The following is a 21,808-nucleotide window of genomic DNA, read 5'->3' as shown; positions in this document are numbered from 1 at the left end:
ACTCATGGTATCGTTAACCTTTTGGCAATATTCTTCAGCCATCAAATACCGGGATTAAAGCAACGCGGGTGCTATCAATGACGATTTTCCCTTCGTCTCGAAAATTCACTGTCACACGGGCATTTACGTTGCTTTGGACCTGCCCGATACCCCAGTCAGGGCAGTCAGGATGTTGCACTAACATGCCGGGAGACAGGATTGCATTCAAATCTTCCATGGCACCCTTTTCGCGCAGGAGACACTAGATGGGCCCCAATAACGTTAACCTTGCGGCACTGATAGGCAGCCGCATCTGCCATGACCTGATATCGCCTATCGGCGCCATCAACAATGGGCTGGAGCTCCTGGGGATGTCAGGCGGCCCACCCGGACCCGAGATTGACCTCATTCAGGAAAGCGTTGGCAACGCAAGTGCGCGAATCCGGTTTTTCCGCATCGCCTTTGGTGCTGCGGGCGAACAGATGATGGGACGCGCCGAAGTGATCTCCATTCTTGACGACCTGATGGACGGAGGACGGCTGGATGTGGCCTGGGGGCCCATGGATGCGCAACCGCGGTTCGCCGTGCGCATGTCTTTCCTGGCGCTCCAATGTCTTGAAAACGCCATGCCCTATGGCGGGCGGATCGAGATCAGTCAGGATGGCGGCAACTGGCTCCTGCACGGTCGGGCCGACAAGTTGAACATAGATGAGCCGTTGTGGTCGATCCTTGCAACAAAAGAGCCGCCAAAAGATCTGAGACCGGCGCAGGTTCAATTTGCGCTTCTTCCGCTGATCGCGGGGGATGACGGGCGCCGTGTGATCACCGAAATCACCGAAAACGAGGTCAAACTGCGCTTTTAAGCGCGGACGGTCCCCTGCCCTTTCACCTGGTATTTAAAACTGGTCAATTGTGCCGCGCCGACCGGACCACGCGCATGCATTTTGCCTGTCGCAATCCCAATTTCGGCCCCCATCCCGAACTCGCCACCATCTGCAAACTGTGTAGAGGCATTGTGCATCAGGATGGCGGAATCCAGTTCCTTCATGAAGCGCGCCGCGGCATCAAGATCTTCCGTCAAAATACAATCCGTATGATTTGAGCCATGGCGGCGAATATGTTCCATAGCCGTATCCAAATCGGGCACAGCCCGTGCAGCGATGATCATGTCGAGATATTCGTGACCCCAATCGTCGTCGCCCGCCGGCACCGTTCCGCTGATGTTGGCGAGCTGTGCATCGACGCGCACTTCGACGCCTTTGTCCAAAAGAGCCTGGATCACGTCGCGACCAACGGTTTCCGAGATATTTTCGTTGATCAACAGGCATTCGGCAGACCCGCAAATGCCAGTTCGCCTTGTCTTGGCGTTCAGTACCACATTCAGCGCTTTTTCGGGGTCAGCGGTCGCATCTATATAGATGTGCACAATGCCTTCGAGATGGGCAAAAACGGGCACGCGTGCTTCGCGCTGCACCAACCCGACCAGCCCCTTGCCACCACGCGGGACTATCACGTCAATCGTGTCGATCATGGTCAGCATTTCAGACACGGCGGCGCGATCGCGCGTGGGCACCAACTGAATGGCATCTTCTGGCAGACCCGCGTCCTTGAGCCCCTGCACCAGACAGGCATGCAGCGCCGTGGAGGAATGGAAGCTCTCAGAACCTCCCCGCAGGATCACCGCATTGCCCGCTTTCAGGCAAAGCGCCCCGGCATCAACCGTCACATTCGGGCGGCTTTCGTAGATGACACCTACGACGCCCAGTGGTGTGCGCACGCGCTTGATGTTCAGCCCGCTGGGTTGATCCCACTCCGCGATCACTTCGCCCACAGGGTCGGCCTGTTCAGCCACGGCGCGCAAACCGTCAATGATGCCGCGCAAACGATCTTCATCCAGCGCCAAGCGGTCCATCATGGCGTCAGACAGGCCCTTGTCGCGACCATAAGCCAGATCTTGTTCGTTGGCTTTCAGAATGGTAGCGCGCTTGGCCCAGACATGTTCAGCGGCCGAGATCAGTGCTGCGTGCTTTCTCTCCGCCGTTGCAAAACCCAGGGAGGTTGCCGCGGATTTGGCGCGCGCCCCGATTTCCGCCATAAGAGAGGGGATATTTTCAAAATCTTTCATGGCGTTATGCCTTTCAGTTGATCTATCAAATGCGCTGGATCGCGATGCACATCCCGCGTCAAACTGCCATGTCGTCGCGATGAATTAAAGCGGCACGTCCCGGATAGCCCAGCAGCGCCTCGATATCCTGCGATTTTCGACCCTTTATGATGCGCGTTTCATCCGCCGTATAGCGACAAAGCCCGTGTCCCAGAATATGCCCGGACGCATCGGAGATGGCCACAGCATCGCCCCGCTGAAAGGCCCCGTCCACCTGCGCCACACCTGCTGGTAAGAGGCTTTTGCCGGACATCAGTGCTTTTACCGCGCCGGCGTCGAGCGTAATCGTTCCGCGTGGTTTCATCGCGGCAATCCAGCGTTTGCGAGCGGCTTGCGGGTCAGTTTGCGCCGAAAACCAGGTTGCGGGCGCACCGTCCTGCAGGCTTTTCAACGGGTTTCGGGTCGACCCTTCTGTGATCGCCATGGCGCACCCTGCCGCCGTGGCGGTTTTGGCGGCCATCAGCTTTGTTTTCATGCCACCTTTCGACAGGCCAGACCCCGCGTCACCTGCCATGGCTTCGATTTCAGCTGTAATCCGGTCGATCCGGTCAAACCGCGTGGCGCTTCTGTCTTCAACCGGGTTGGCGGTGTAAAATCCGTCCACATCGGACAACAGGATCAACTGATCTGCGCCAACGGTTACAGCAACTTGTGCGGCCAGCCGGTCATTGTCGCCAAAGCGGATTTCATCCGTCGCAATCGTGTCGTTTTCATTGACGATGGCGACCACCCCCAGCGATAAAAGTTGTTCCAGCGTTGCGCGGCTGTTGAGATAGCGGCGGCGGTCCGTGCTGTCCTCCAGCGTTACAAGCACTTGAGCAGTCGTGATGCCATGTGGGGCCAGAGCTTCTTCGTAGGCGCGCGCAAGGCGGATCTGCCCGACAGCGGCGGCGGCCTGTGACTGCTCAAGGGCAAGCTCGACGGCAGGCAATGCCAGAACGCCGCGCCCCAGCGCGATAGAACCGGAAGAGACCAGCACAACGTCGATCCCTTTGGTTTTCAGCCAGGCGACATCTTCGGCCAGTGACATCAACCAATCGCGGCGCAACTGACCTGTTTCGCGATCCACCAGAAGGGCCGACCCTATCTTGACGACAATGCGCCGGGCCGTCGTCAGGGATGCCACGGTTCTTCCTCCACCGTCGGGCGGTGTCGCAGGCGATCCTCATCAATCTGCCCGCGCAGTGCCCGCAGAACGTCGGTCACACCGTCACGCGCAACCCCGGACATCATCATGACCGTACCACCGCTGGCTTCGCGCAGCGCATCTGCCTGCGCCGCGCGCGCGTCATCGTCCAATGCGTCGATCTTGTTCAGAACCGTGATCCGGGGTTTCTGGGCCAGATCACCGCCATACGCTTCGAGTTCGCCAATGATCGTCTTGTAGTCCTCAACAGCGGTTTCAGAGGTGCCATCCACCAGATGCAACAGCACCGCACAACGCTCCACATGCCCCAGGAACAGATCGCCCAGACCCCTGCCTTCGGAGGCCCCCTCGATCAATCCCGGAATATCGGCGACGACGAATTCGGTGTTGTCCACGCCGACAACGCCCAGATTGGGATAGAGTGTGGTAAAGGGATAATCCGCGATCTTCGGGCGCGCATTCGATGTGGCCGCAAGAAACGTGGATTTCCCGGCATTGGGCAGCCCCAACAGGCCGACATCCGCGATCAGTTTCAGACGCAGCCAGAGCGTGCGCTCCACCCCATCCTGACCAGGGTTGGCGCGGCGCGGTGCCTGATTTGTCGCGGATTTGAAATGCAGATTGCCGAAGCCGCCGTTTCCACCGCGCGCCAGCTGCACCCGCTGTCCCACTTCGGTCAGATCGCAGATAACGGTTTCCTGATCCTCATCCAGAACCTCGGTGCCGACCGGCAGGCGCAGGACGATGTCGTCGCCGTCCTTACCCGTGCGCTGACGCCCCATGCCCGGCTGACCATTCTTGGCAAAGAAATGCTGCTGATAGCGAAAATCAATCAGCGTGTTCAGCCCATCCACAGCCTCTGCCCAGACCGAACCGCCGGTGCCACCATCGCCACCATCGGGCCCACCGTATTCGATGTATTTTTCACGCCGGAAACTGACACAGCCACCGCCGCCCGCCCCGGAGCGGATGTAGACTTTACACAGATCGAGAAACTTCATGGCGGCTTCCTAGCCTTATGCGGCGCGACCCTCAATCAGAGTTTTCGCAAATATGTCCATGTGGGCACGGTTGTGTCGCGCGCAACGCAGAAACTTTCCGCATCCCCAAGATATTCAAACCCGCAATGGGTCAATACCCGCGCGGATGCCGGATTGTCCTGAAAAACACTGGCGAACATGGTGCAGTTTTTTAAAGGATTGGCATCGACCAACGCCTGGACGGCATCGGAGGCCAGACCGGTGTTCCAGTAAGGGGGCGCAACCCAATAGCCAACTTCCGATTGCTCCCGCTCCAGCCGTGCGAGCGAAATCAGCCCCATGACCTCGGATGCGCCGGATTTAGAGCCATCCATGACCCAGACATCCTCGTCGCGCTCATCGGCCACGCTCCGGGTGATAAATGCCTCGACCATGCCCGGTGGCACTGGATGTGGGATGGAGGTTGTCATCCGGGCAACACGCGCGTCGCTCCAGTAAAGATCAATCAGCCCCATGTCCGATTTGCGTAACGGGCGCAGGTCAAACCGTTCCGTCTCCACAACGGGCTGTATCGTGATCTTCTTCATTTCCATCGTCATGTCCCTCCTCCGAACAGTACGAACAGAACCGACGCGACAGTCAACGCCGCGAGGCTCCACATTAGATAGGGTTCATATGCCGTTCCCGCTACCGTTCTCGCGATCGCATCACCGGCAAGTGTCCATAATGGATGCAGAAAAACCTGACATCCCAGTAGTATCAGCGCGATTGTCAGCGTGGCCTCCAGCGTCGGCGTGCCAGGGGCAACAAAGGCTGTGAAACCACCGACGATCATCGCCCAGGCTTTGGGGTTCAGCGGGTGCACGATGAGCCCGGCCGCAAAACCGGGCGGCGTGCTGGTTTCGCGGCCCGTCCTTAACCGCATATTGGCCACCTTCCAGGCCAACCAGATGATATAGGCGGCGGAGGCATATTTCAGCGCCTCAAAAATCCAGGGCGCGCGGTCTGCCAGCTCCATCAATCCGAAGCCAACGGGCCAGATAACGAGTTGCTTGCCAAGGGCAACACCCGCCACGAACGGCAGTGCCGCGCGAAAACCAAAACGAGCGCCCGTGGCCATAAGCGCCATATTGGCTGGCCCCGGCGTGCCGACCTGAGACGCAGCAAAGACGGCAAAGCTGGTGATTGCAACGCTCATGACCGGGCCTGCCAATCCTGTGCTGTCAGCCGCATTTTCTGGACTTTCACTTCCGCGCCATGAGAAAGACTATGCACGTCCGCTATCTGCGTCGGCAGAAACCCGAGCTTGTCCAGGACATGGCGCGATGCTGCATTTCCAAGCTGATGGCCTGACATAAGTTCACGATGGCCGCGTGCCATATGGCCATCCACGAGCCCGGTCGCCGCTTCTGTTGCAAACCCCTGTCCCCAGAAAGGGACGCCCAGCCAATAGCCAAGCTCGTCATGTATCGCGCAGCCACCGATGAACGCCCCATCATGCGTGATCGCCAAGGCATCCGGGTCCTCAAGATGTCGGGAAATGAAAGCCTCCGCGTCGCCCGCAAGGTAAGGGTGCGGCACACGCGGCAACCAGCGCGCCACGTCCCACTGGCCGATCAACGCGGTAATCGCGTCTGCGTCCGCCATTTCATACGGGCGCAGCAATAAACGATCGGTGTGGATGCATTCTGACATCGTGGGGGCCTAACACATAGGTATGGCAAAAATGAGAAAGGGGACCGGCGGTATCGCCGATCCCCCTGAATGTTTCATGTCCTTGAGGAAGGGCTTATTCAGCGGCCTCCGCCACCGGCAGAACCGAAATAAATGTGCGGTTCTTGAGACCTTTGTGGAAAGTCACGGCGCCATCGACGGTTGCAAAGATCGTGTGATCCTTGCCCATGCCCACGCCTTCACCCGGCCAGAACTTTGTGCCGCGCTGACGCACAATGATGTTACCGGGGATGGCGGCCTGACCACCATAGAGCTTCACGCCAAGGCGACGGCCCGCTGAGTCGCGACCGTTCCGGGATGAACCACCTGCTTTTTTATGTGCCATTTGGTCTCTCCTTAGCCTTTAGCCAGTTCTTTGGCCTGTTCGATCCAGCCTTCACGCTCGATCCGGCCTTTGAACGACAGTTTCTCGTCCATAGCAGCAACGTCCTCTTCGGTCCATGCTGCAATTTGTGCAAAGGAGGTCACGCCGCCTTCGATCAGTTTTTTCTCAAGCGCCGGGCCAACGCCGGACAGCTTTTTCAGGTCGTCTGCACCCGCATCCGCTTTTGGTGCTGGCTTGGCTTTTGCCTTGGGCGCTTCGGCCTTGGCTTCCGCCTTCTTGGGGGCCGCTTTCTTAGGTGTTGCCGCTTCAACGGCTTTCACGGAAACGGAGCCTGCACCCATCGCAGCCTTGACGCCGGATTTATCAGCGCCGGACGCCAGAATATCAGTAACCTTGACCAGTGTCAGCTTCTGGCGGTGGCCCTTCGTGCGCTTGGAAGAGTGCTTCCGGCGGCGCTTGACGAAGTTGATGACCTTCTCGCCCTTGACCTGATCGACGACCTCGGCCTGAACGCCGGCGTCTTTGACGAAGGGCGCGCCGACAACCGTCTTGTCGCCACCCAGCATCAGAATATCGTTGAATTGGATTTTTTCACCTGCGTCAGCAGCCAGTTTCTCAACACGGAGCGTATCGCCCGCCTGAACCTTGTACTGCTTGCCGCCGGTTTTGAGGACCGCGAACATGCGTCTTTCCTTTGCTCTACCGCGTCCTGTGGTCCCCGTTTCCGGGCGTTTTGGCGAATGTGCCACCTCGAACAGCGCACTCAGTCAAGAGTGATCGTGATAAAAACAACAAGGCCCGGCGCACCGGACCTCATGTATGAAGCCGCCATTTGCACCACGGGGGCTGCCATGTCAAGCGCGTTTGTCCTTAGATATCATTCGCTGTCGCGTTCAATGCCACAGCCCGCCCGAGACCGTAGGCAACTTCCTGAAAGATATCCTCGTACCCCTTGAACAGGGCTGCATTCAGCGCCTTGCCGGCGTCACTACGGGAGAAGGCAAGATACGCTTTCAGATCATCTTGTTCCAGGGGCTGATAGGCCAACAGAAAATAGCCGTAAATCCATGCCTGCGCATCTTGGCGCACCTTCTCCTCTGAGGCCCAGACTTCCTTGAGTATGTCATCTTCGGACATTTCCACGAGGCGACCATCCGCCATACCCTGATAAAACTGAAAGCTGGTGCTCAGGGTAATCGCCACATTGAGCTCAAGAAGGTCGTTTGCCTCGATAAACTCCGCGACAAGAGCGGCTTTGGGATCGTTCCGGTTTTCAAGATCCTGATAAGCCTCGGCGGACGCCTGCTGCACCGTCTCATCCAGCATGGCGCGACGCGCGGCAATCTCCAACTCGGTGATCGTCTGACCTACCACCGTGTCGAAAAACGCGATGCTTTGATCCAGTTCATCGTCATTCAGGGCATCCCCCAATGCTGCGTAGAGCAATTCCTGCATGCGTATCGGGTTGTAAAGCGCATCAACCTGGGTCTGCCAAAGCGCCCCACCCTGCCCGCTCAATAGATCGGCATCCAACCCATCTGCATCCTGCAATCCTTCGGTGCGAATGATCCCGGTCAATTCAGGCAGGCGCAACGCATCCATCAACACGGTCACCCGTGCATCTGACCAGGCAGGAACAGCCATCGTCAGGAAAACAATCGCTGCGCAAACGACCCGCATGATCAGAGGTCTTGGCTCGGCTGCAGCTTTTGCAAGCGTGCAGCAACAGCCTCGTAGCGATTGGCCATGATCTCGAATTGAACCGCATTCATCAGCTCATAAACCTGTTGCATCTTTGGATGTTCCAACGCATCAGCATAGGCGGTGATATCGTCGTCAGAAAAGGCCTGATAGGTATAGGCCGATCCTGTCAGACCAGCCAGTTGCATGCTGCGCCGAAGCTCGCCCTCTTGCGATTTCAGACTTTCACGCAAATCCGCTTCCTCCATCCGCAACTCAATGACGCCCGCAGAAGCCGCGGCCATGAGAAAACGCACCTGCACCTCCTGAATGGCGCGGACAGAAGCATCTTCCGAGCCTACGGCCTTGTTGAGCCGCTTGAGTTCTTCAAGACGTGGAGACCCGATCTGAACCAGACCGGCGACAATGGCTTCGCCGCTCTCTGTGCGCAGGGCTTCATCTTCTTCCATGTGCGACGTGTTCTCCGCAGCCACTAGCCGTCGCCCCAGATCGGACGCATAAAAGTCCACCGCGTGGGTCAATAGATCGTCCTCAAGGGTCTGTGAGAGGATGTCCAAAGCCATGGCATGCATCTGTTCGGTATCGAACACATCCTCCACCAGACGCGTCCATTCAGATCCAAAATCCTCAGCTTCAAGACCGATCATGTTGGGCGCATTTTCCGCGCTCAACCGGATGCTTTCCAAGGCAACATCAAAGCCAGTTACTTCCAGAAACGCCTCCAACCGGTCCAAGTTCGCCGCCCGCACCGGCGACAGGAATATTGTACCGATCACCGTGATCACTAGGAAAAATTGGCCGGGATGGAACCATTTGGTCATCAGGAACTCCTGTATCTGCTCGGATTTGCTGTTTGTTGAGCCGAAGATTAGGGCATTTGTACGAACGAGCAATGAAATTTCCCGTGTTCACCGAATGCCGGCCGATCTTTTCTTGTCAGTACTCTGAAAGCAAAATTGGCCTCTTTCTGCCAGCCGCCCCGCGGCACGGTGCCGACGCTGGTTGAAAAACCTCGGCGCGTCATTTCAAATCAAACCGATCTCTTAAGATCTGCATGTAAGGTTATGAAAATAAATCAATTCCTCCGATTGCATATCGTGCTTTCCAAACCGGCCTTCAACAGTGAGGTCAACGCACTCAACATTTGCTAGCTTTTCGGTGCCGTCACGACCCCTTGCAATCGATCAGCAAAAATCAGTCAAGTCAGCGCATCTGGTTCTCCCATATTGGAGAATTCGGGCTTTGCGACGGCGAATTTTCGCAATTTGCAATTCAGGTTTGCGATACATCAACGCGAATGTAGACTGACCTCAATTAGCTTTTCCGGACTTCTATTGACCGCTTTCATTGCACATATTGGCGCCTATGCCGCATTTTTCGGCCTTCTTGACGCCCTGCTCTCTCGTGAAGCCAGGGAGAGTTTTTCAATGTATATCTTTGGCTTTGAGGGTTGCGATTTCCCTAAAATGGAAAAGGCCCTGATGGATAGCTTGATAGGTTTCGTGCTGCCGCACGGTCGCCCTATGCTAAGCCTATTCAGGCTTTGGATGGTTTCGTGGGCAGCTTTGACACTTAGCTATTCAATCGGCTCGTATTGGACATTCGAGACTGGAGGCGATGGACACGCATATCAAGTGGCGCTGGCCGAAGGCTACGGTGCCGTAGCTTGGCTTCTCTTTCAAGCAGCTGTGGCAATTTCCGTTTTTGCGACTTTCAGTCTTCCAAACGATTTCATCAGCGCAAGGATCACGCGTGCCATCTTTGTGCACGAACAACGTTCGCTGGCAACATATCCGTTCTGGATACTGGTTGACGCCGTCGCTTCTCTTTTGGTCTGGGGTGTTCTCATTGTCGCGATACTATCTATCGGTTTTTTTGGGGGAGAACCATTGTATGATACCGAAAGCATCAACAGTTTCGGCGATTATTTCTCCCTCGATGGTTTCTTCGTCGCCCTATCTACCGGTGTAATTTTCAGCGGTAACTCGATAGTGTTCCTCTCGGTTGTGCAGATCATCGCGTTGCTGCTTGGCTCGCTTACCCGGCTGCTTTCGGGAGCATTGCGGGTCAACCAATGGTTGGCACTCAATTCCAACGTACATATGGCCCCGTTCACCTTCCTTGGCATCCTGACAGGGATCGTCGTTTACCTGATTTGGGGTGTTTAGTGTATGGGCACCAGCAGCCAAACGCGGATTCTGGGACTTCGGGTCAACCAAAGCTTTGGGTCACGTTGCGACGATTGTGTCAGTAATCTGATCGCAGGAGCGATCGACAATAACGCAGCTTATAGATTGCAAAAAGCTAATGCGATCAAAGCAGAAGCGAAACCGGACAAAAACAGATCAGAGCATGAATTGCCAAAAAAGCAATCTTAAAAGCAGCAAGCCCCCTTGCGGACGCAAAAGGAAAAGCATAGTGAAATCAGCGTCGGAGAGGTGCCGGAGTGGTCGAACGGGGCGGTCTCGAAAACCGTTGTGGGTGCAAGCCTACCCAGGGTTCGAATCCCTGTCTCTCCGCCACCATCATTAAGCAATTTTGAATAAAAGAGGTACTTGTGAGGCATCAGTCGCACCGGCATCCATGATGGACCATAAGCAGGCAGGTGAAATACCCCATCTCAGGCGACCACGCGGACCCGGCACCGTCTGGATTTTCAAGCTGCTACCCCCTGCTTTAGCCGCCCTCCAAAATATATGGGTATTGGGTACTTGGCAGCTCCTAGGAGCCCGTAAGTCAAGCGATTTCGAAACTCTGTCTTCCCTCTTGTAAAAACCAAGCAAGCCGCTTTGCCGACCTGGAAAACCCTCACCATCCCAACACCAACACCAACAAAGATGCAGATTAAGTCGGTCCCCGCTCGGCTGTCGATTGCCAAGACATCACCCCGACCGTTTCAAAGAGGAGAGCGAACGGCCCGATCTTCGGTGACGATAATTTTTCAAAAGCCCTAGTGAAGCGCATCAGGTGGCGGAAAACCGCCGTGGCTCGAAAACTTCCCCCCAACAGCGCCGTTTCCCTTAAAAAACCAGAGCATCTTTGAAATCCTCTGGAGATTTTTGGGGGCTAGTTTCGGTCAAATTCCGCGCAAACGAGTTCGGAGGAATTTCAACGCTGACGGGAATCTAACCGGGATGTACGCTTAAGGTATTATTTTTCAAAAATGGTATTCCTATGGTCGCCCCAATTGAGCTTTTTCGTTATTTCGTGGGCCGCGCTCCCAGACCGCGGCGAATTGTCTACCGGTTGATCCTTGCAGAACTGAACACCACGTTCAGTCGGGATATTCTGGCCGCCGCCGCCTCGCCCCGAGCTCGAGAAGCCGTGCGCAGCGTGTCGCGTGCTCATATCGCCCAGAACACAGCGACCCAGCAGCTTGATGATATCGAGCGCCGGTTTCCCCTCAGACGATTTGCAGAAAGTTGGGACAATGATGCACCCGACACCCTTGGTGCAGCGCGCGCAATGGTCCTGGCAATTTTCAACAGACCGGTTGAGGACGTCGTTGGCGACGACGAATTCAACCGAATACGCGACATTCTGCGGGATTTAATGATCGCGCTGAAACTTGCGGTCCTTCCGGAATCTCTGCCCATCCGTCGCGCGTCCGATATGTTGCGGGCGTCGGAGCTCCTGCTGACGCTGCACCAGAACCCGGAGGCCATAGATTTCGAGGATTCCTCGGCGCTCCTGAAAGCGGTGATTGCCCTGCCTCCCGAATTGTTCCCGCCGGCGGACCCTGTCGAGTTGGAGGAAGAACCCGAGCCGCCAGAAGAGGACCCGACCACAGAAAAACTGGAAGAACGGGCAAAACGCCTGGAACTGGCCGCGGCGGAGGTGGTCGGTCTTTCCGGATCCGGTATCGAAAGGGTACGTCGCGCCCGGGTGGCGACAGGCGGACCAGACGCATTGAGCGCCGGAGGACGGGAAAGCACGACAGGTAGAACTGCAACAACCGCTGCCGCCGCGCGGCTCAGCGATGAGGCAGACGATATATCTGACGAAATCTCGTTCATTGGTGTCTCGCAGGCAGCGGTTGGCCGTTTGTCGTCGGACACCCAGGACCTTTTGGCCGAGCTTGATGTCGACATCACCGGGCGACCCTATGACGAGGTGCTTGACCGTATCGAGGTCGAACACCAGATGACGACCCTGCGACTGATCGATGCGGATGCTGCCGATGGCGCCGGGCCGCGTATTCGCACGGGATCAGCCGTGATGCCTGCCGCAGGAACGGCCAGCCCGTTGTTTCCCGGAATGGGAACCATTCTTGACCCGTCAAGCCTACCGCCAACAACTGTTGGCCCGATCAAACCCATCGGTGTGGGCGATCTTCTGGTCACGCGCCAGCAGATCAAACGCTATGAGGCGGGCGAAATCTCCCACGTAGAAAATGTTCTGCAATCGGAATCCCGTAACCGCGAGACACGCCGCCTGCGCCGCACCGAAGAGACCTTCGTGTTCGAAGAAGAGGAGAAAAAGGAGGAAGAACGCGATCTCCAGACGACCGAACGTCTTGAAATGCAGAGCGAAATTCAAAATACCCTGCGCGAGGACAAGCAATTCAACATTGGGGGGTCGGTGTCTGCGGGATACGGACCCTTTGTCCAGGTCGAAGTGTCATCAGCCTATGAAACAGGCACATCGCAGGAACAGATCAACAAGCTGGCGACAAGCTACGCCAAAGAGGTGACCGAGCGGACCGCTTCAAAAGTGGCGTTACGAACGCGACGCGAACAAACCCGCAAGACCATCGAGGAATTCGAAGAAAAAAACCAACACGGCTTCGACAACACGGAAGGCACCGAACATCTGTCCGGCATCTACCAGTGGCTTGATCGTGTCTATGAGCTTCAGGTTTATAACTATGGATTGCGGGTGCTTTTCGAATTCGTGGTACCGGAGCCGTCGGCACTGCTACTGCGAGCGATCGAGCACCAGATCGGCAAGCCGGAAGGATTGAAGCCGCCCCGCAAACCTTCCTTTGGACCGGGGCATCTGACACGCACAAACTACGGCAAATATGTACGGCGCTACGAGGCGGAAGGCGTTCAACCGCCGCCCGCTTTTGCCACGCGCATCGGCAAGAGTTTCACCTTCACCTCCCAAAGTGGCGAGGCCGAAGACAACACTTCCGAAGCGCTGCTCAATGTGCCAGAGGGTTTCAAGGCTGTCTCCTGTAGCGCGAAAATCCTGCACTACGGTTTCACAAGCGATACACGACGGGCCTATGTCTCTGTCGGATCGAATTCGCTGCACCTCAAGAAACGCGCCGAGGGGTCGGCATCGCCCGACAGCAGCGACCTGCATGATACCTTGCCCGAAATCGCTGGCGAGGTGCCTGTCGCTTTCTATGCTGTAAACGTGCTCAATTGTTCGGCGACTGTCACCATTCATTGCGTGCACACACAAGCCGCGTTTGAGAAGTGGCAGGTTGAAACCTACGATGCGTTGCTGCGTGGTTATGATGCGCAGCGCGGACGCTATGAAGAAAAGCTGGCCATCCTGAAAGCCGAACGATCAGGTGCCGCGCCCGAAGGTCGAAACCCCGGTCAGAACCGCCTGATCGAACGTCGGGAGATCAAACGTTTGTCGATCGCCATGATGACCGGCCAGCACTTCGCCAATACCGGCGTGCATCTTTCGCCTCAGGCGGCTGAGTTCAATTTTGATGCCGCCGAACGCGCGGGCGTTTATGCCCGCTTCTGGGAAAAGGCCATTCAGTGGAACGAGTTACAGTGGGAGCTTCTCCCTTATTTTTGGACGTCGCGAGACACGTGGGCGCGCATGCTCTACGAAGACACTGATCCGCTGCATGCGGAGTTCATCAGTGCCGGTGCTGCGTTGGTGCGCTTTGCAGTATCTCCGGGTTATGAGGCGGCGGTGCTGCACTTCCTGGAAACAGGCGGTGTTTGGGAAGGCGGTGACGAGCCCAGTGTCACCTCGGAAGAATATGCAGCGATGCTGGATGAGGTGGAAGCCGTACGGAATCGCGAAACTGGGGACGGGCCGCTTGCCACTCCGGAAGGATCAGGTGAAATCCCTGTCGGAGATCCTTGGGAAATCAGGGTGCCGACCACTTTGGTCAAATTGCGACAAGACAATGCGCTGCCTGAATGGGTCAAAGATGAGGATGGCCGCTGGCATCCGGTCGACCAGCCGGATGACTAAGCGCGCTACCGCTGTGCCGACACATACTCCCGGGTGCTAAGATGCGCTTACCATTGATCCTTGCGGGCCCGATCGTGCGGCGGGCCACGCCAGAAAAAGTCTGGGTGTGGCTCGCGACAAGCGAATTGCTCGATCCGCCTCATCTGATGCTCTTTACGGATGGCAATTCGCCTACCTCACCGGGCCCGGTCAAAGCCAAGATTGAATACTACCCAGTCGCCGTGGCCGACAACATGTGGATTTACATGTTGAGCGCGACGCCGGACACGCCGCTGGACCGAGGGCGGATATATTTCTACGATGTTCGGCTCGACGGGACACGTCCGCTGTTCAAATCCGAAGATTACCGGCAGTTCCTTCTTAAAGGAAATCGGCTGCCGACCTTTATGCTTGGGGCCAGAGGCCAGAACAATTTGCGGGCGCTTTACGGGTCCTGTCGCAAACTGCATGGGCCCAATCCCGACATGATGAAAGCGGCTGATGAAATTCTGCAAGACGCTACCGAAAAGAACCGGCCGCAGTATTTCTTTCTGGGCGGCGACCAGATTTATGCGGATGATGTCGACAGTCAGTTGCTGGTGCTGACGCGACCCTTGCGCGATGCGCTTTTTGGCGGCAAACGTGAAATAATTCCGGGCCTCAGCCCCGTTGCGCTCAGCGACACCATCGATCGCTCCAAATTTCTCGAACATTTCTTTACATCCGGGCACATGCCGCATCATCTGCTGACTTTTGCGGAATATGCGGCGACCTACATCATGTCCTGGAACGGTGACCTATGGGAGCCTTTGCTGAAGGCCGGGAAATTCTCGTCACTCGACAAGGCGGATTTTTCAAACCGGATCATTGGCAAGAGAGTCCTCGACGGCGCGTTGGGGGCAAAGAGCGCCAGGCGGGTGCTGGCCAATTCAATTTGCTACATGATCTTTGACGATCACGAGGTGACCGACGACTGGTTTCTCAATCCCGAATGGCAGCTGAACGCCACAAAATTCAGTTCGGGGCAAAGAATTCTGACGAATGGCATGGCGGCCTATTGGGCGTTTCAGGGATGGGGAAATGATCCCGAAGCGTTTGACGATACCTATCGCTCGACCATCAGCAGGTTTGCGGAAACACGTGGCCGCGGGACTGAAGATGCCTGGTCAACCCTGATCAAAACGGATTGGTCATTTGCGGCCCCGACTTCGCCACCGGCGATCTTCCTCGATACCCGGACCAAGCGGGAGGAATCGCCAAAAACGCTTGATATTGACCGTGCTGACAGGGGGCTTACCGGACCAATCACCTGGACAACCCTGCGCCTCAAGGATGCACCGCGCCTTTTGGACAGTGGCGAACGTGCGCGGCTCACCGCCTTGATATCCAAGCATTCAGCTTCCGGTGAGCCCCTTATCGTGATCGCGGCCGCGCCGATTTTCGGATTTCCGCCGATGGAATGGGTGCAACGCGTCATTGGGCGCGAGTCGGGCACCGCGGCTGACCTGGAAAGCTGGGCCAGCAACCCGCGCAATTTCATCGATGCATTCGACCTGTTTCTGGATGCGCAACCCAACCCGCTGATCGTTCTGTCAGGCGACGTTCACTATGGTTTTGAGATCGTCGGGCGCATGTCAACGGCGAGCCAATCGGTGCCTTTTGTCCAGCTGTGTTCGAGTGCCATGAAGAATGAGATCATAGGAGGCAGCAAGTTCTTCTTCAAAATCATTAGCTTGTTTGGAGAGTCTGTTGCTTCTTTCGGGTTCTGGGATCTCAAGGAAAAAGGCAAGACAGACGGGCCTATCGCCTACACGGAGACCAGTGATTTCGCCAATGGCGTCTTCAGCAACAAATTCAAATCATCGCCCCATTACCTGCTTCAGACTCAGTTCATCAAAAGATCAGGCAGGCGCTCGGTCAAACAACTGGTCGAACGTCAGAACAATCTGGGGGAACTGTTGATCCGCGGGCAGCAGGTATCACATCGACACTGGCATCCATCGTCGGCAGGCTCCTTCAGCGCACGGTCCTTCAAAAACTGGAATACAGGCAATTGGCCGATCCCCGATATGATCCGCGCACTTCGAGCCCTGTTTGGATCATGAACACCGCTGGATGTTTTGCCCGACGCAGGTGAAACTACGCGGCGGAACGGATCAGGCATCCAAAATCTGGATCAGTGCAGTTTCAGCCTGCAGAGCCATCCACTTGCATCTGATAGTCTTCCGCGTCGAACCATCCTTGCGAGGATGTGATTTTCAGACTCTCGTCTAATTCCCACTCTTCCCACCCGCTGACATCCAGCGGATTGCCGGTTTCAGCATGATGTCCTGTAAAGGTCCAAATAAATATAACATGATTGCCTGCGGCGCGAATGCCGCCGCTGGTCAAAAGCAGATCAGGGACATCGGCATGAAACCCCGCAGCCATTTCGGCCAACCCTGTGTGACCGACCGAAGGATCGCCCCGATTGATCACAATTTGCGAGTTGGGTGCATGGCACGCGGCAACTTCTTCGGGAATTCTTGAATTCCAGGCGGCGGTGTAACGCGTGGCAAGTTCATCCAAGGTGGCTTGACTGAAAGACATTGAGGTATCCGTTGGTAATGAGAAATCATATCTGACAAAACGGTCGCCGCAATATCCGGATTTGTCAATTTCGACCCGGATTGAGATGCACAAAATAGCTGAGGTCACACGCAGGCGCGACCGCAACCGTTCCGTAGTATCTCTCAAGAAAAACGGCCCGGATAGATCAAAAGAAAGGACGCCTCAGCGCTTCCTGAGCGTTGGGAGACCAAATAGCCTTGAGAGCGAAAATCCGGCGCCACCCTCAGCATCCTTGGCTTCCGCATGCTTGATGATCAGCGGCAGGATGGCGTCGGCCATCCGCGCATGCCGCGCGAAAATCGACCCCGTAAAAGGCTTGCGCCCGCTAATCAACGGGATCGGGAAACCGGCCATCCGCGCATGCCGCGGAAAAGCGAACTTATCAGCCGGCTTGCGATTGCTGATGAGGGAAATTGGGAAATTTGCCATTCTCGCCCCACCAGGCACGAGAGCATTGGTTCCTGTTTTCCCGTTGATCAAATGCGGGAAGGGCCAGTTCGCCATGCGGGTGTGGCGCCCGATGATTGTCCCGCTGAAAGGCTTGCGCCGACTGATCAAAGGGATCGGGAATTTCGCCATCCGGGCGTGACGCGGAAATGCAAACTCACTCCATGGCTTACGACGGCTTATTAATGGGATCGGGAACTTCGCCATCCGGGCATGGCGTGGAAATGCAAAGCGATCACTGGGTTTCCGGCGACTGATCAGTGGAATTGGAAAATTCGCCATCCTTGCGTGACGCGGGAAAAGGAATGCTTCGGATGGTTTTCGACGGCTGATCAGTGGGATCGGCCAATCTGCCATATAGTAACCGGTAGGTGCCAAATCCTTGTCCCGGGTCAGAATATGCGGATGATCTTTCAGGATTGTCGCCGTCGCCTGAGGTTTGTCCTTTACATAGACCTCTTCGATCAGCTGGCCCATATCCACGGCACCCATTTCGGCGGTCAATTCTCGGGTTTTCCTTGCAGCACCCAATGGCTTGTAGGTTGCTTTGGCCAGCAAAACCGCCCCGCCTGATTCCAGGCGTTTTTCGTAAGCTTTTGCGGTCTTGGCTTCGACATGCTCCGCAGCCAGCGCATCCGAGAGACCCGTCGCATCTGTAAAGACAACCAGGTCATTTTTGGGGAACCGCTCGAATTGCAGCGCCTGTTTGACCAGTTGAGCCTTTCGCGCGCTCTCAAAATACCGCGTAATGACTTGTGTCATGATGCCTCCGCCGGTTTGGAATGCAGGTCCGCTACAGACCGCTGGGTTATGTCAGGGGCGCGGGCATTTGCCGCGCGCCAAGCCCCACACAGGGGCAACAATATAGCGCAAGCCAGCGCCAGGAAAACTATCTCAATTAAGAAAACCGCATTGTAGGGCGTGTGGACCGCAAGGTCTGACTGCGCTGACATGGCGACGATCACGTCGCGCACGATGCCTGCAAGAGCCACACCGAGACCGGCTGATGTCGCCTGAACCGCGCCCCAGGTCCCTAGCGCAAGGCCGATCTGGTCGCGCGCCGCCGACCGCATTGTCGCCGTCAGGGTTGCGTGACCAAAGAGCCCGGCACCGATACCCGTCGCCAGGGTGCCCGCCAAGAACATGAACGAGCCGCCGCCGAGCGAAGACAGGATTATGGCTGCGAAGCCGGGAATGCCAATCATCGCGCCGATCAGTCCAAGCCGCGCAGGAGACCGACCCGCGCCCAAAACGCGTGAGGCGACGCCAAAACCGATCAATGTGCCGCCAGCCAGAATCGCAGTCAATTTTGTGGTCTGCGCCACAGAAAATCCCAATGCCTGTCCGCCATAAGGTTCCAGCAGCACATCCGCCGCCCCGAAACCGAATGTTCCCAGGGCAATAACCGCCAGAAGTCTCTTTTTCCCTGGCTTTTCAACAAATTGCGTCCAAGCAACACGAAACGGCAGGAACTGTGTGGTTTGCATTTTCTGCGCGCGTACCCGGTCTCGCGCCTCTTGTTTCCAAAGAGCCAGAAGGTTCAGCGCAACGGTCACAACCGCCGCCCCCTGGATCACCTGAATGAGACGGCCGGGCGTGTAATTCTCCAGCAAGGCACCAAAAACAAGCGCGCTCACGACCATACCAACGAGCAACATCACGTACATCAGGCCCACAACTTTGGGCTGATCCTGCTCGTCTACAAGATCGGTTGCGAGCGCTAGGCCGACGGTCTGAACCATATGCACGCCAGCACCAACCAACAGAAATGCCAATGCGGCAGAAGACAGGCCCATCCACCGCGGCGCGTCCACCGCTTCACCGTATCCTGAGAGGACAAGCAGCGCGAAAGGCATGATGGCGAACCCGCCAAACTGATACAGCGTGCCTTTCCAAATGTAGGGCACGCGGCGCAAGCCAAGCGCCGATACATGCACATCAGATTTGTATCCAATGATTGTGCGCAGCGGGGCGAAAAGCAGGGGCAATGCCAGCATGACGGCCACAAGTGTCGCAGGAACGTCCAATTCGACGATCATGACGCGGTTCAATGTGCCAACCAGCAGAACCACCGCCATGCCGACGGTGACCTGAAAGAGAGATAATCGCAGCAGGCGTGAAAGGGGCACGTCCTTGCTCGCTACATCCGCAAAGGGCAGATAGCGCGGCGCAATTGATGCCAGCTTTCGCAAGGCAAATGTGCGGTAGTCGAACATTAACTTCTCGCAATTCGCAATCCGTTAGCGGCCCGCGGGCGCATTGCCCGCAGGTCGTTTCCGTGTCAGGCCCCTTATCGCATCAGCGAAAGGGACCATCCGTTAATTCTTGATGATAGCCGGCGGCGCGGCCGCACTTGCATTGACCACATCCGGGCTTTGTAAAACGGCCGTTGTCGTGGTGCCGTCCGGCATGATGACAAGAACCTGCTGTCCGCCGTTTTGCATCGGCAACGCATAGGATGCCTTGGCCGTGTTTTCGGGGAGTGTCGCGGCGGCTGCCTGTTGATCACCTGTGCCCAGTTCGACCCCGGAGAGGAAATCGGACACCCAGGACGTGTTGCTCAGAACAGCAACATGAACCGAGAATGAACCTACGGCGACTGCGCCGAGGAACAATGGAACGCCGACGGCAGGGGGAACGACAAGCCACATTTTTGCATTGTTCATGATATTCCTCCTTTAGCCGAGCCAGGGTGTCGCGGCAGCGACAAGCATGTGGGCGATGAGCGCGATGAGACCGAAAACGCGTGTACCATCAATAAGATAACTGTGAACTTCTTCGGCTTCGTGCAATGTTAGACCGGTTGGCCAAACCTTGTCTGGGTCGTCGGACATAGTGTTTCCTCCAATTCGCTTCATATGAAGTGCTCCAGCAGCCTCCGACGTGAAGGCGCAGCGCTGCCGAGCAGCTCTATGGTCGCGACACGCACACTCGCTCCATATATCAAGAGTGTCATATTTTACAGACAATGCAAGTGTAAACTTTACTTTACGCTCCCTCAGCGCAAAGAAGCAGCACATATACGCTCAGATATCGCTTTGTTCTGGCGCGTGCAGTGGCTTGCCCCATCCAGCCAATGAAATAAGGGCGGTTTGCGCAAAAATCTCAACGTTGATCCTCAAGCGAGAAAAATCCGATCCACACAAGGTTTGAAGTCTTTGATGTGATCGCCTCAACCCGTCTGCGGTCAATTTGAGCGGAACGGAAGCCGCTTTGCGGTTTCAGCTACGGCGCATAGCTCATGCGAACTATTTCGTGCCCCGATGTGTCGTCAAATCGCCGGCCGATTTCGGCAAAACCATATCTTAGATAGAAGCGATGCCCTGAACGGTTACGCGCAAACACGTCCAGCTTGACCGTTTCGCGCTGCGACAAAATAAAGTTCAACAACGCGCGCCCGATCCCCTGGTGCTGACATTCGGGCCGGACATAAAGTCCTGTGATGTCATCCTCCAACACCGAAATGAACCCAACCGGCACACCTTGTTGTTCCCAGATCCATGTCTCGGCCAGTTCCACGAAACGTTTTCGGATGATTTTTTGCAATATGTCCAAATAGGTGTCACTGAGAAAAGGGTGAGATTTTTGACTCGCAGCGCGCCAGATTGACACAATCGTTTCCGTGTCCTGGACTGCAAAGGGCCGGATCATGACTGTATTTATCCCTCAATGCAAAAGGGTCAAAATTCCTGACGCTCATCGACATATTCTGCGCCCGGCATGGGAACGGGAACCGCGCCCTACCCGCAACAAACTGAACGCCCCGCAAAACGTGCGGCACTCCCGTCAGCTTGCCGGAACAAACACGCGCGCGCAACGCAAATCCTCGGTGGGCGTTTTCAAGTTTGCCTTATTTTGTTGATCTTTCGGGGCCAACCAAGTAGGTTTAACTGTGCATGTGTGGTTGTGACGTGGGTGGCCAGTGGTCAATGTGACGCACTCGCTGTCCGAGCTCTTGAGGAGGAGGCTTGGACATCTCGATAATGCGAATGGCTTCATCGGAGCGCACAGCGCGACGATGTGTCTTGTGGGGAGAAAGCCGGACAAATGGTCGATATTTTTTCCAAAAAGGAAGGCCCGCGTCGTGAGGACGTCGTAGCCAAACGCATCATAGGCGAAAACAAGGAAACAATTCACCGTCTCGCGGATCAGATCAGCAATGGCGGATTTTCCAAATCACGCGCTGCGATGGCGCAAGCAAAAGAAACTCCCAAGCCCGACGGTCTCAGCATCCATATTCTGGGAGACACCAGCAAAGCGGTGGAACCCAAGCCGGTATTCAAGATCAGTCTGAACGACCGGGTCCTGATCATGGACGCGAATTCTGGAAAGCAACTTATGTTCCTGGGCGAGATGCGCCGTAAAGACAAACAGAAGTACTTTGCGCTTGCGACCAAGGAAAATGGCTTTTTTGCTCCCTTGGATGACGAGACGCAGGACTGTTTGCGTGATCTTGACGGTGTGATCATCGAGACCCGCGACATCGAAGACAAGTTTTCCGACGTTATGAAAGTTCGACTGGGGTTATGAAAAAACTTCTATCGTTCGCTGCTTTCTCCTGAGCAGGAACG

Annotated in this window: 22 protein-coding genes and 1 tRNA gene; 6 read left to right on the top strand and 17 right to left on the bottom strand. The window is 56.1% G+C overall.

The genetic code is table 11. From position 1 onward, the window contains the following. Positions 1-34: 34 nt before the first annotated feature. On the bottom strand, positions 35-217 hold the full coding sequence (locus tag ACOTTU_RS22855; RefSeq protein ID WP_298921619.1) for a DUF3553 domain-containing protein: 183 nt from the start codon (positions 215-217) through the stop codon (positions 35-37). A 28-nt stretch (positions 218-245) separates the two neighbouring features. Here ACOTTU_RS22855 and ACOTTU_RS22850 point away from each other — a divergent pair, with 28 nt between their 5' ends. Further along, positions 246-842, top strand: a complete 597-nt coding sequence (locus tag ACOTTU_RS22850) for a histidine phosphotransferase family protein (protein WP_298921618.1) — start codon at positions 246-248, stop codon at positions 840-842. Here the strand turns inward: ACOTTU_RS22850 and ACOTTU_RS22845 are convergent. The 10 genes from ACOTTU_RS22845 to ACOTTU_RS22800 all read right to left on the bottom strand — a co-directional run bounded on the left by ACOTTU_RS22845 (position 839) and on the right by ACOTTU_RS22800 (position 8,851). Beyond that, positions 839-2,104: a glutamate-5-semialdehyde dehydrogenase gene (locus ACOTTU_RS22845; RefSeq protein ID WP_425661502.1), complete on the bottom strand. Its 1,266-nt coding sequence runs from the start codon at positions 2,102-2,104 to the stop codon at positions 839-841. The two genes, ACOTTU_RS22850 and ACOTTU_RS22845, sit on opposite strands and share 4 nt — an antisense overlap. 58 nt (positions 2,105-2,162) lie before the next feature. Beyond that, positions 2,163-3,269 carry a glutamate 5-kinase gene (gene proB / locus ACOTTU_RS22840; protein WP_425661500.1) on the bottom strand — a complete coding sequence of 369 codons (1,107 nt, stop codon included), beginning with the start codon at positions 3,267-3,269 and terminating at the stop codon, positions 2,163-2,165. Then, positions 3,257-4,291 carry a GTPase ObgE gene (gene obgE, locus ACOTTU_RS22835; RefSeq protein WP_425661498.1) on the bottom strand — a complete coding sequence of 345 codons (1,035 nt, stop codon included), beginning with the start codon at positions 4,289-4,291 and terminating at the stop codon, positions 3,257-3,259. Before obgE ends, proB begins: the two co-directional genes overlap by 13 nt. A 35-nt stretch (positions 4,292-4,326) precedes the next feature. Beyond that, positions 4,327-4,863 (bottom strand): GNAT family N-acetyltransferase, encoded by a 537-nt coding sequence (locus ACOTTU_RS22830; RefSeq protein ID WP_298921634.1) that lies wholly within the window; start codon positions 4,861-4,863, stop codon positions 4,327-4,329. Positions 4,864-4,865: 2 nt separating this feature from the next. Beyond that, a complete protein-coding gene (locus tag ACOTTU_RS22825) occupies positions 4,866-5,468 on the bottom strand; it encodes a LysE family translocator (RefSeq protein WP_425661496.1) in 603 nt (200 codons plus the stop codon). Next, complete coding sequence (locus ACOTTU_RS22820) at positions 5,465-5,965, bottom strand: GNAT family N-acetyltransferase (protein WP_425661494.1); 501 nt, start codon at positions 5,963-5,965, stop codon at positions 5,465-5,467. The genes ACOTTU_RS22825 and ACOTTU_RS22820 overlap by 4 nt, the downstream gene beginning before the upstream one ends. 94 nt (positions 5,966-6,059) lie before the next feature. Further along, the gene (rpmA, locus tag ACOTTU_RS22815; RefSeq protein ID WP_195820307.1) at positions 6,060-6,329 is read right to left on the bottom strand and encodes a 50S ribosomal protein L27; all 270 of its coding nucleotides are present in this window, start codon (positions 6,327-6,329) and stop codon (positions 6,060-6,062) included. An 11-nt stretch (positions 6,330-6,340) separates the two neighbouring features. Further along, on the bottom strand, positions 6,341-7,012 hold the full coding sequence (locus tag ACOTTU_RS22810) for a 50S ribosomal protein L21 (protein ID WP_298921612.1): 672 nt from the start codon (positions 7,010-7,012) through the stop codon (positions 6,341-6,343). A gap of 187 nt (positions 7,013-7,199) precedes the next feature. Then, the gene (locus ACOTTU_RS22805) at positions 7,200-8,009 is read right to left on the bottom strand and encodes a DUF2059 domain-containing protein (RefSeq protein WP_425661491.1); all 810 of its coding nucleotides are present in this window, start codon (positions 8,007-8,009) and stop codon (positions 7,200-7,202) included. A 2-nt stretch (positions 8,010-8,011) separates the two neighbouring features. Beyond that, the gene (locus ACOTTU_RS22800) at positions 8,012-8,851 is read right to left on the bottom strand and encodes a DUF2059 domain-containing protein (protein WP_425661489.1); all 840 of its coding nucleotides are present in this window, start codon (positions 8,849-8,851) and stop codon (positions 8,012-8,014) included. Positions 8,852-9,364: 513 nt separating this feature from the next. On the opposite strand from ACOTTU_RS22800, the gene ACOTTU_RS22795 reads away from it, so the two are divergent. The 4 genes from ACOTTU_RS22795 to ACOTTU_RS22780 all read left to right on the top strand — a co-directional run bounded on the left by ACOTTU_RS22795 (position 9,365) and on the right by ACOTTU_RS22780 (position 16,285). Beyond that, on the top strand, positions 9,365-10,198 hold the full coding sequence (locus tag ACOTTU_RS22795; protein ID WP_425661487.1) for a hypothetical protein: 834 nt from the start codon (positions 9,365-9,367) through the stop codon (positions 10,196-10,198). Positions 10,199-10,462: 264 nt separating this feature from the next. Beyond that, positions 10,463-10,552: transfer RNA gene (locus tag ACOTTU_RS22790), tRNA-Ser, on the top strand. 652 nt (positions 10,553-11,204) lie between these two features. Then, complete coding sequence (locus tag ACOTTU_RS22785) at positions 11,205-14,201, top strand: hypothetical protein (protein WP_425661485.1); 2,997 nt, start codon at positions 11,205-11,207, stop codon at positions 14,199-14,201. A gap of 41 nt (positions 14,202-14,242) precedes the next feature. Continuing rightward, a complete protein-coding gene (locus ACOTTU_RS22780; protein ID WP_425661483.1) occupies positions 14,243-16,285 on the top strand; it encodes a hypothetical protein in 2,043 nt (680 codons plus the stop codon). Positions 16,286-16,367: 82 nt separating this feature from the next. Here the strand turns inward: ACOTTU_RS22780 and ACOTTU_RS22775 are convergent, their stop codons facing one another. The 6 genes from ACOTTU_RS22775 to ACOTTU_RS22750 all read right to left on the bottom strand — a co-directional run bounded on the left by ACOTTU_RS22775 (position 16,368) and on the right by ACOTTU_RS22750 (position 20,888). Continuing rightward, the gene (locus ACOTTU_RS22775) at positions 16,368-16,769 is read right to left on the bottom strand and encodes a nuclear transport factor 2 family protein (RefSeq protein ID WP_425661481.1); all 402 of its coding nucleotides are present in this window, start codon (positions 16,767-16,769) and stop codon (positions 16,368-16,370) included. A gap of 183 nt (positions 16,770-16,952) precedes the next feature. Further along, on the bottom strand, positions 16,953-17,999 hold the full coding sequence (locus ACOTTU_RS22770) for a PucR family transcriptional regulator (protein ID WP_425661479.1): 1,047 nt from the start codon (positions 17,997-17,999) through the stop codon (positions 16,953-16,955). Further along, entirely contained in the window at positions 17,996-19,453 is a 1,458-nt protein-coding gene (locus tag ACOTTU_RS22765; RefSeq protein ID WP_425661477.1) for a PucC family protein, read from the bottom strand. The genes ACOTTU_RS22770 and ACOTTU_RS22765 overlap by 4 nt, the downstream gene beginning before the upstream one ends. A 102-nt stretch (positions 19,454-19,555) precedes the next feature. Continuing rightward, the gene (locus ACOTTU_RS22760; RefSeq protein ID WP_298921603.1) at positions 19,556-19,903 is read right to left on the bottom strand and encodes a light-harvesting protein; all 348 of its coding nucleotides are present in this window, start codon (positions 19,901-19,903) and stop codon (positions 19,556-19,558) included. A 12-nt stretch (positions 19,904-19,915) separates the two neighbouring features. Then, entirely contained in the window at positions 19,916-20,071 is a 156-nt protein-coding gene (pufB, locus tag ACOTTU_RS22755; RefSeq protein ID WP_298921602.1) for a light-harvesting antenna LH1, beta subunit, read from the bottom strand. Between the two features lie 391 nt (positions 20,072-20,462). Beyond that, the gene (locus tag ACOTTU_RS22750) at positions 20,463-20,888 is read right to left on the bottom strand and encodes a GNAT family N-acetyltransferase (protein WP_425661474.1); all 426 of its coding nucleotides are present in this window, start codon (positions 20,886-20,888) and stop codon (positions 20,463-20,465) included. A 396-nt stretch (positions 20,889-21,284) separates the two neighbouring features. On the opposite strand from ACOTTU_RS22750, the gene ACOTTU_RS22745 reads away from it, so the two are divergent. Next, positions 21,285-21,767: a hypothetical protein gene (locus ACOTTU_RS22745; protein WP_425661472.1), complete on the top strand. Its 483-nt coding sequence runs from the start codon at positions 21,285-21,287 to the stop codon at positions 21,765-21,767. Positions 21,768-21,808: the final 41 nt, after the last annotated feature.

It is taken from the genome of Roseobacter sp. EG26, from assembly GCF_049830555.1.
Lineage (GTDB): Bacteria > Pseudomonadota > Alphaproteobacteria > Rhodobacterales > Rhodobacteraceae > Roseobacter.
The sequence above is the reverse complement of the archived record's forward strand: the minus strand, read 5'-3'. Positions and strand labels throughout refer to the sequence as shown.

Coding starts and splice junctions, on each gene's coding strand:
- ACOTTU_RS22745 (WP_425661472.1), top strand. CDS start 21,285: ATGGTCGATATTTTTTCCAAAAAGGAAGGCCCGCGTCGTGAGGACGTC.
- rpmA (WP_195820307.1), bottom strand. CDS start 6,329: ATGGCACATAAAAAAGCAGGTGGTTCATCCCGGAACGGTCGCGACTCA.
- ACOTTU_RS22785 (WP_425661485.1), top strand. CDS start 11,205: ATGGTCGCCCCAATTGAGCTTTTTCGTTATTTCGTGGGCCGCGCTCCC.
- ACOTTU_RS22770 (WP_425661479.1), bottom strand. CDS start 17,999: ATGACACAAGTCATTACGCGGTATTTTGAGAGCGCGCGAAAGGCTCAA.
- ACOTTU_RS22810 (WP_298921612.1), bottom strand. CDS start 7,012: ATGTTCGCGGTCCTCAAAACCGGCGGCAAGCAGTACAAGGTTCAGGCG.
- pufB (WP_298921602.1), bottom strand. CDS start 20,071: ATGTCCGACGACCCAGACAAGGTTTGGCCAACCGGTCTAACATTGCAC.
- ACOTTU_RS22830 (WP_298921634.1), bottom strand. CDS start 4,863: ATGGAAATGAAGAAGATCACGATACAGCCCGTTGTGGAGACGGAACGG.
- ACOTTU_RS22775 (WP_425661481.1), bottom strand. CDS start 16,769: ATGTCTTTCAGTCAAGCCACCTTGGATGAACTTGCCACGCGTTACACC.
- ACOTTU_RS22825 (WP_425661496.1), bottom strand. CDS start 5,468: ATGAGCGTTGCAATCACCAGCTTTGCCGTCTTTGCTGCGTCTCAGGTC.
- ACOTTU_RS22760 (WP_298921603.1), bottom strand. CDS start 19,903: ATGAACAATGCAAAAATGTGGCTTGTCGTTCCCCCTGCCGTCGGCGTT.
- ACOTTU_RS22805 (WP_425661491.1), bottom strand. CDS start 8,009: ATGCGGGTCGTTTGCGCAGCGATTGTTTTCCTGACGATGGCTGTTCCT.
- ACOTTU_RS22820 (WP_425661494.1), bottom strand. CDS start 5,965: ATGTCAGAATGCATCCACACCGATCGTTTATTGCTGCGCCCGTATGAA.
- ACOTTU_RS22850 (WP_298921618.1), top strand. CDS start 246: ATGGGCCCCAATAACGTTAACCTTGCGGCACTGATAGGCAGCCGCATC.
- ACOTTU_RS22855 (WP_298921619.1), bottom strand. CDS start 217: ATGGAAGATTTGAATGCAATCCTGTCTCCCGGCATGTTAGTGCAACAT.
- ACOTTU_RS22750 (WP_425661474.1), bottom strand. CDS start 20,888: ATGATCCGGCCCTTTGCAGTCCAGGACACGGAAACGATTGTGTCAATC.
- ACOTTU_RS22780 (WP_425661483.1), top strand. CDS start 14,243: ATGCGCTTACCATTGATCCTTGCGGGCCCGATCGTGCGGCGGGCCACG.
- ACOTTU_RS22845 (WP_425661502.1), bottom strand. CDS start 2,104: ATGAAAGATTTTGAAAATATCCCCTCTCTTATGGCGGAAATCGGGGCG.
- ACOTTU_RS22765 (WP_425661477.1), bottom strand. CDS start 19,453: ATGTTCGACTACCGCACATTTGCCTTGCGAAAGCTGGCATCAATTGCG.
- obgE (WP_425661498.1), bottom strand. CDS start 4,291: ATGAAGTTTCTCGATCTGTGTAAAGTCTACATCCGCTCCGGGGCGGGC.
- ACOTTU_RS22800 (WP_425661489.1), bottom strand. CDS start 8,851: ATGACCAAATGGTTCCATCCCGGCCAATTTTTCCTAGTGATCACGGTG.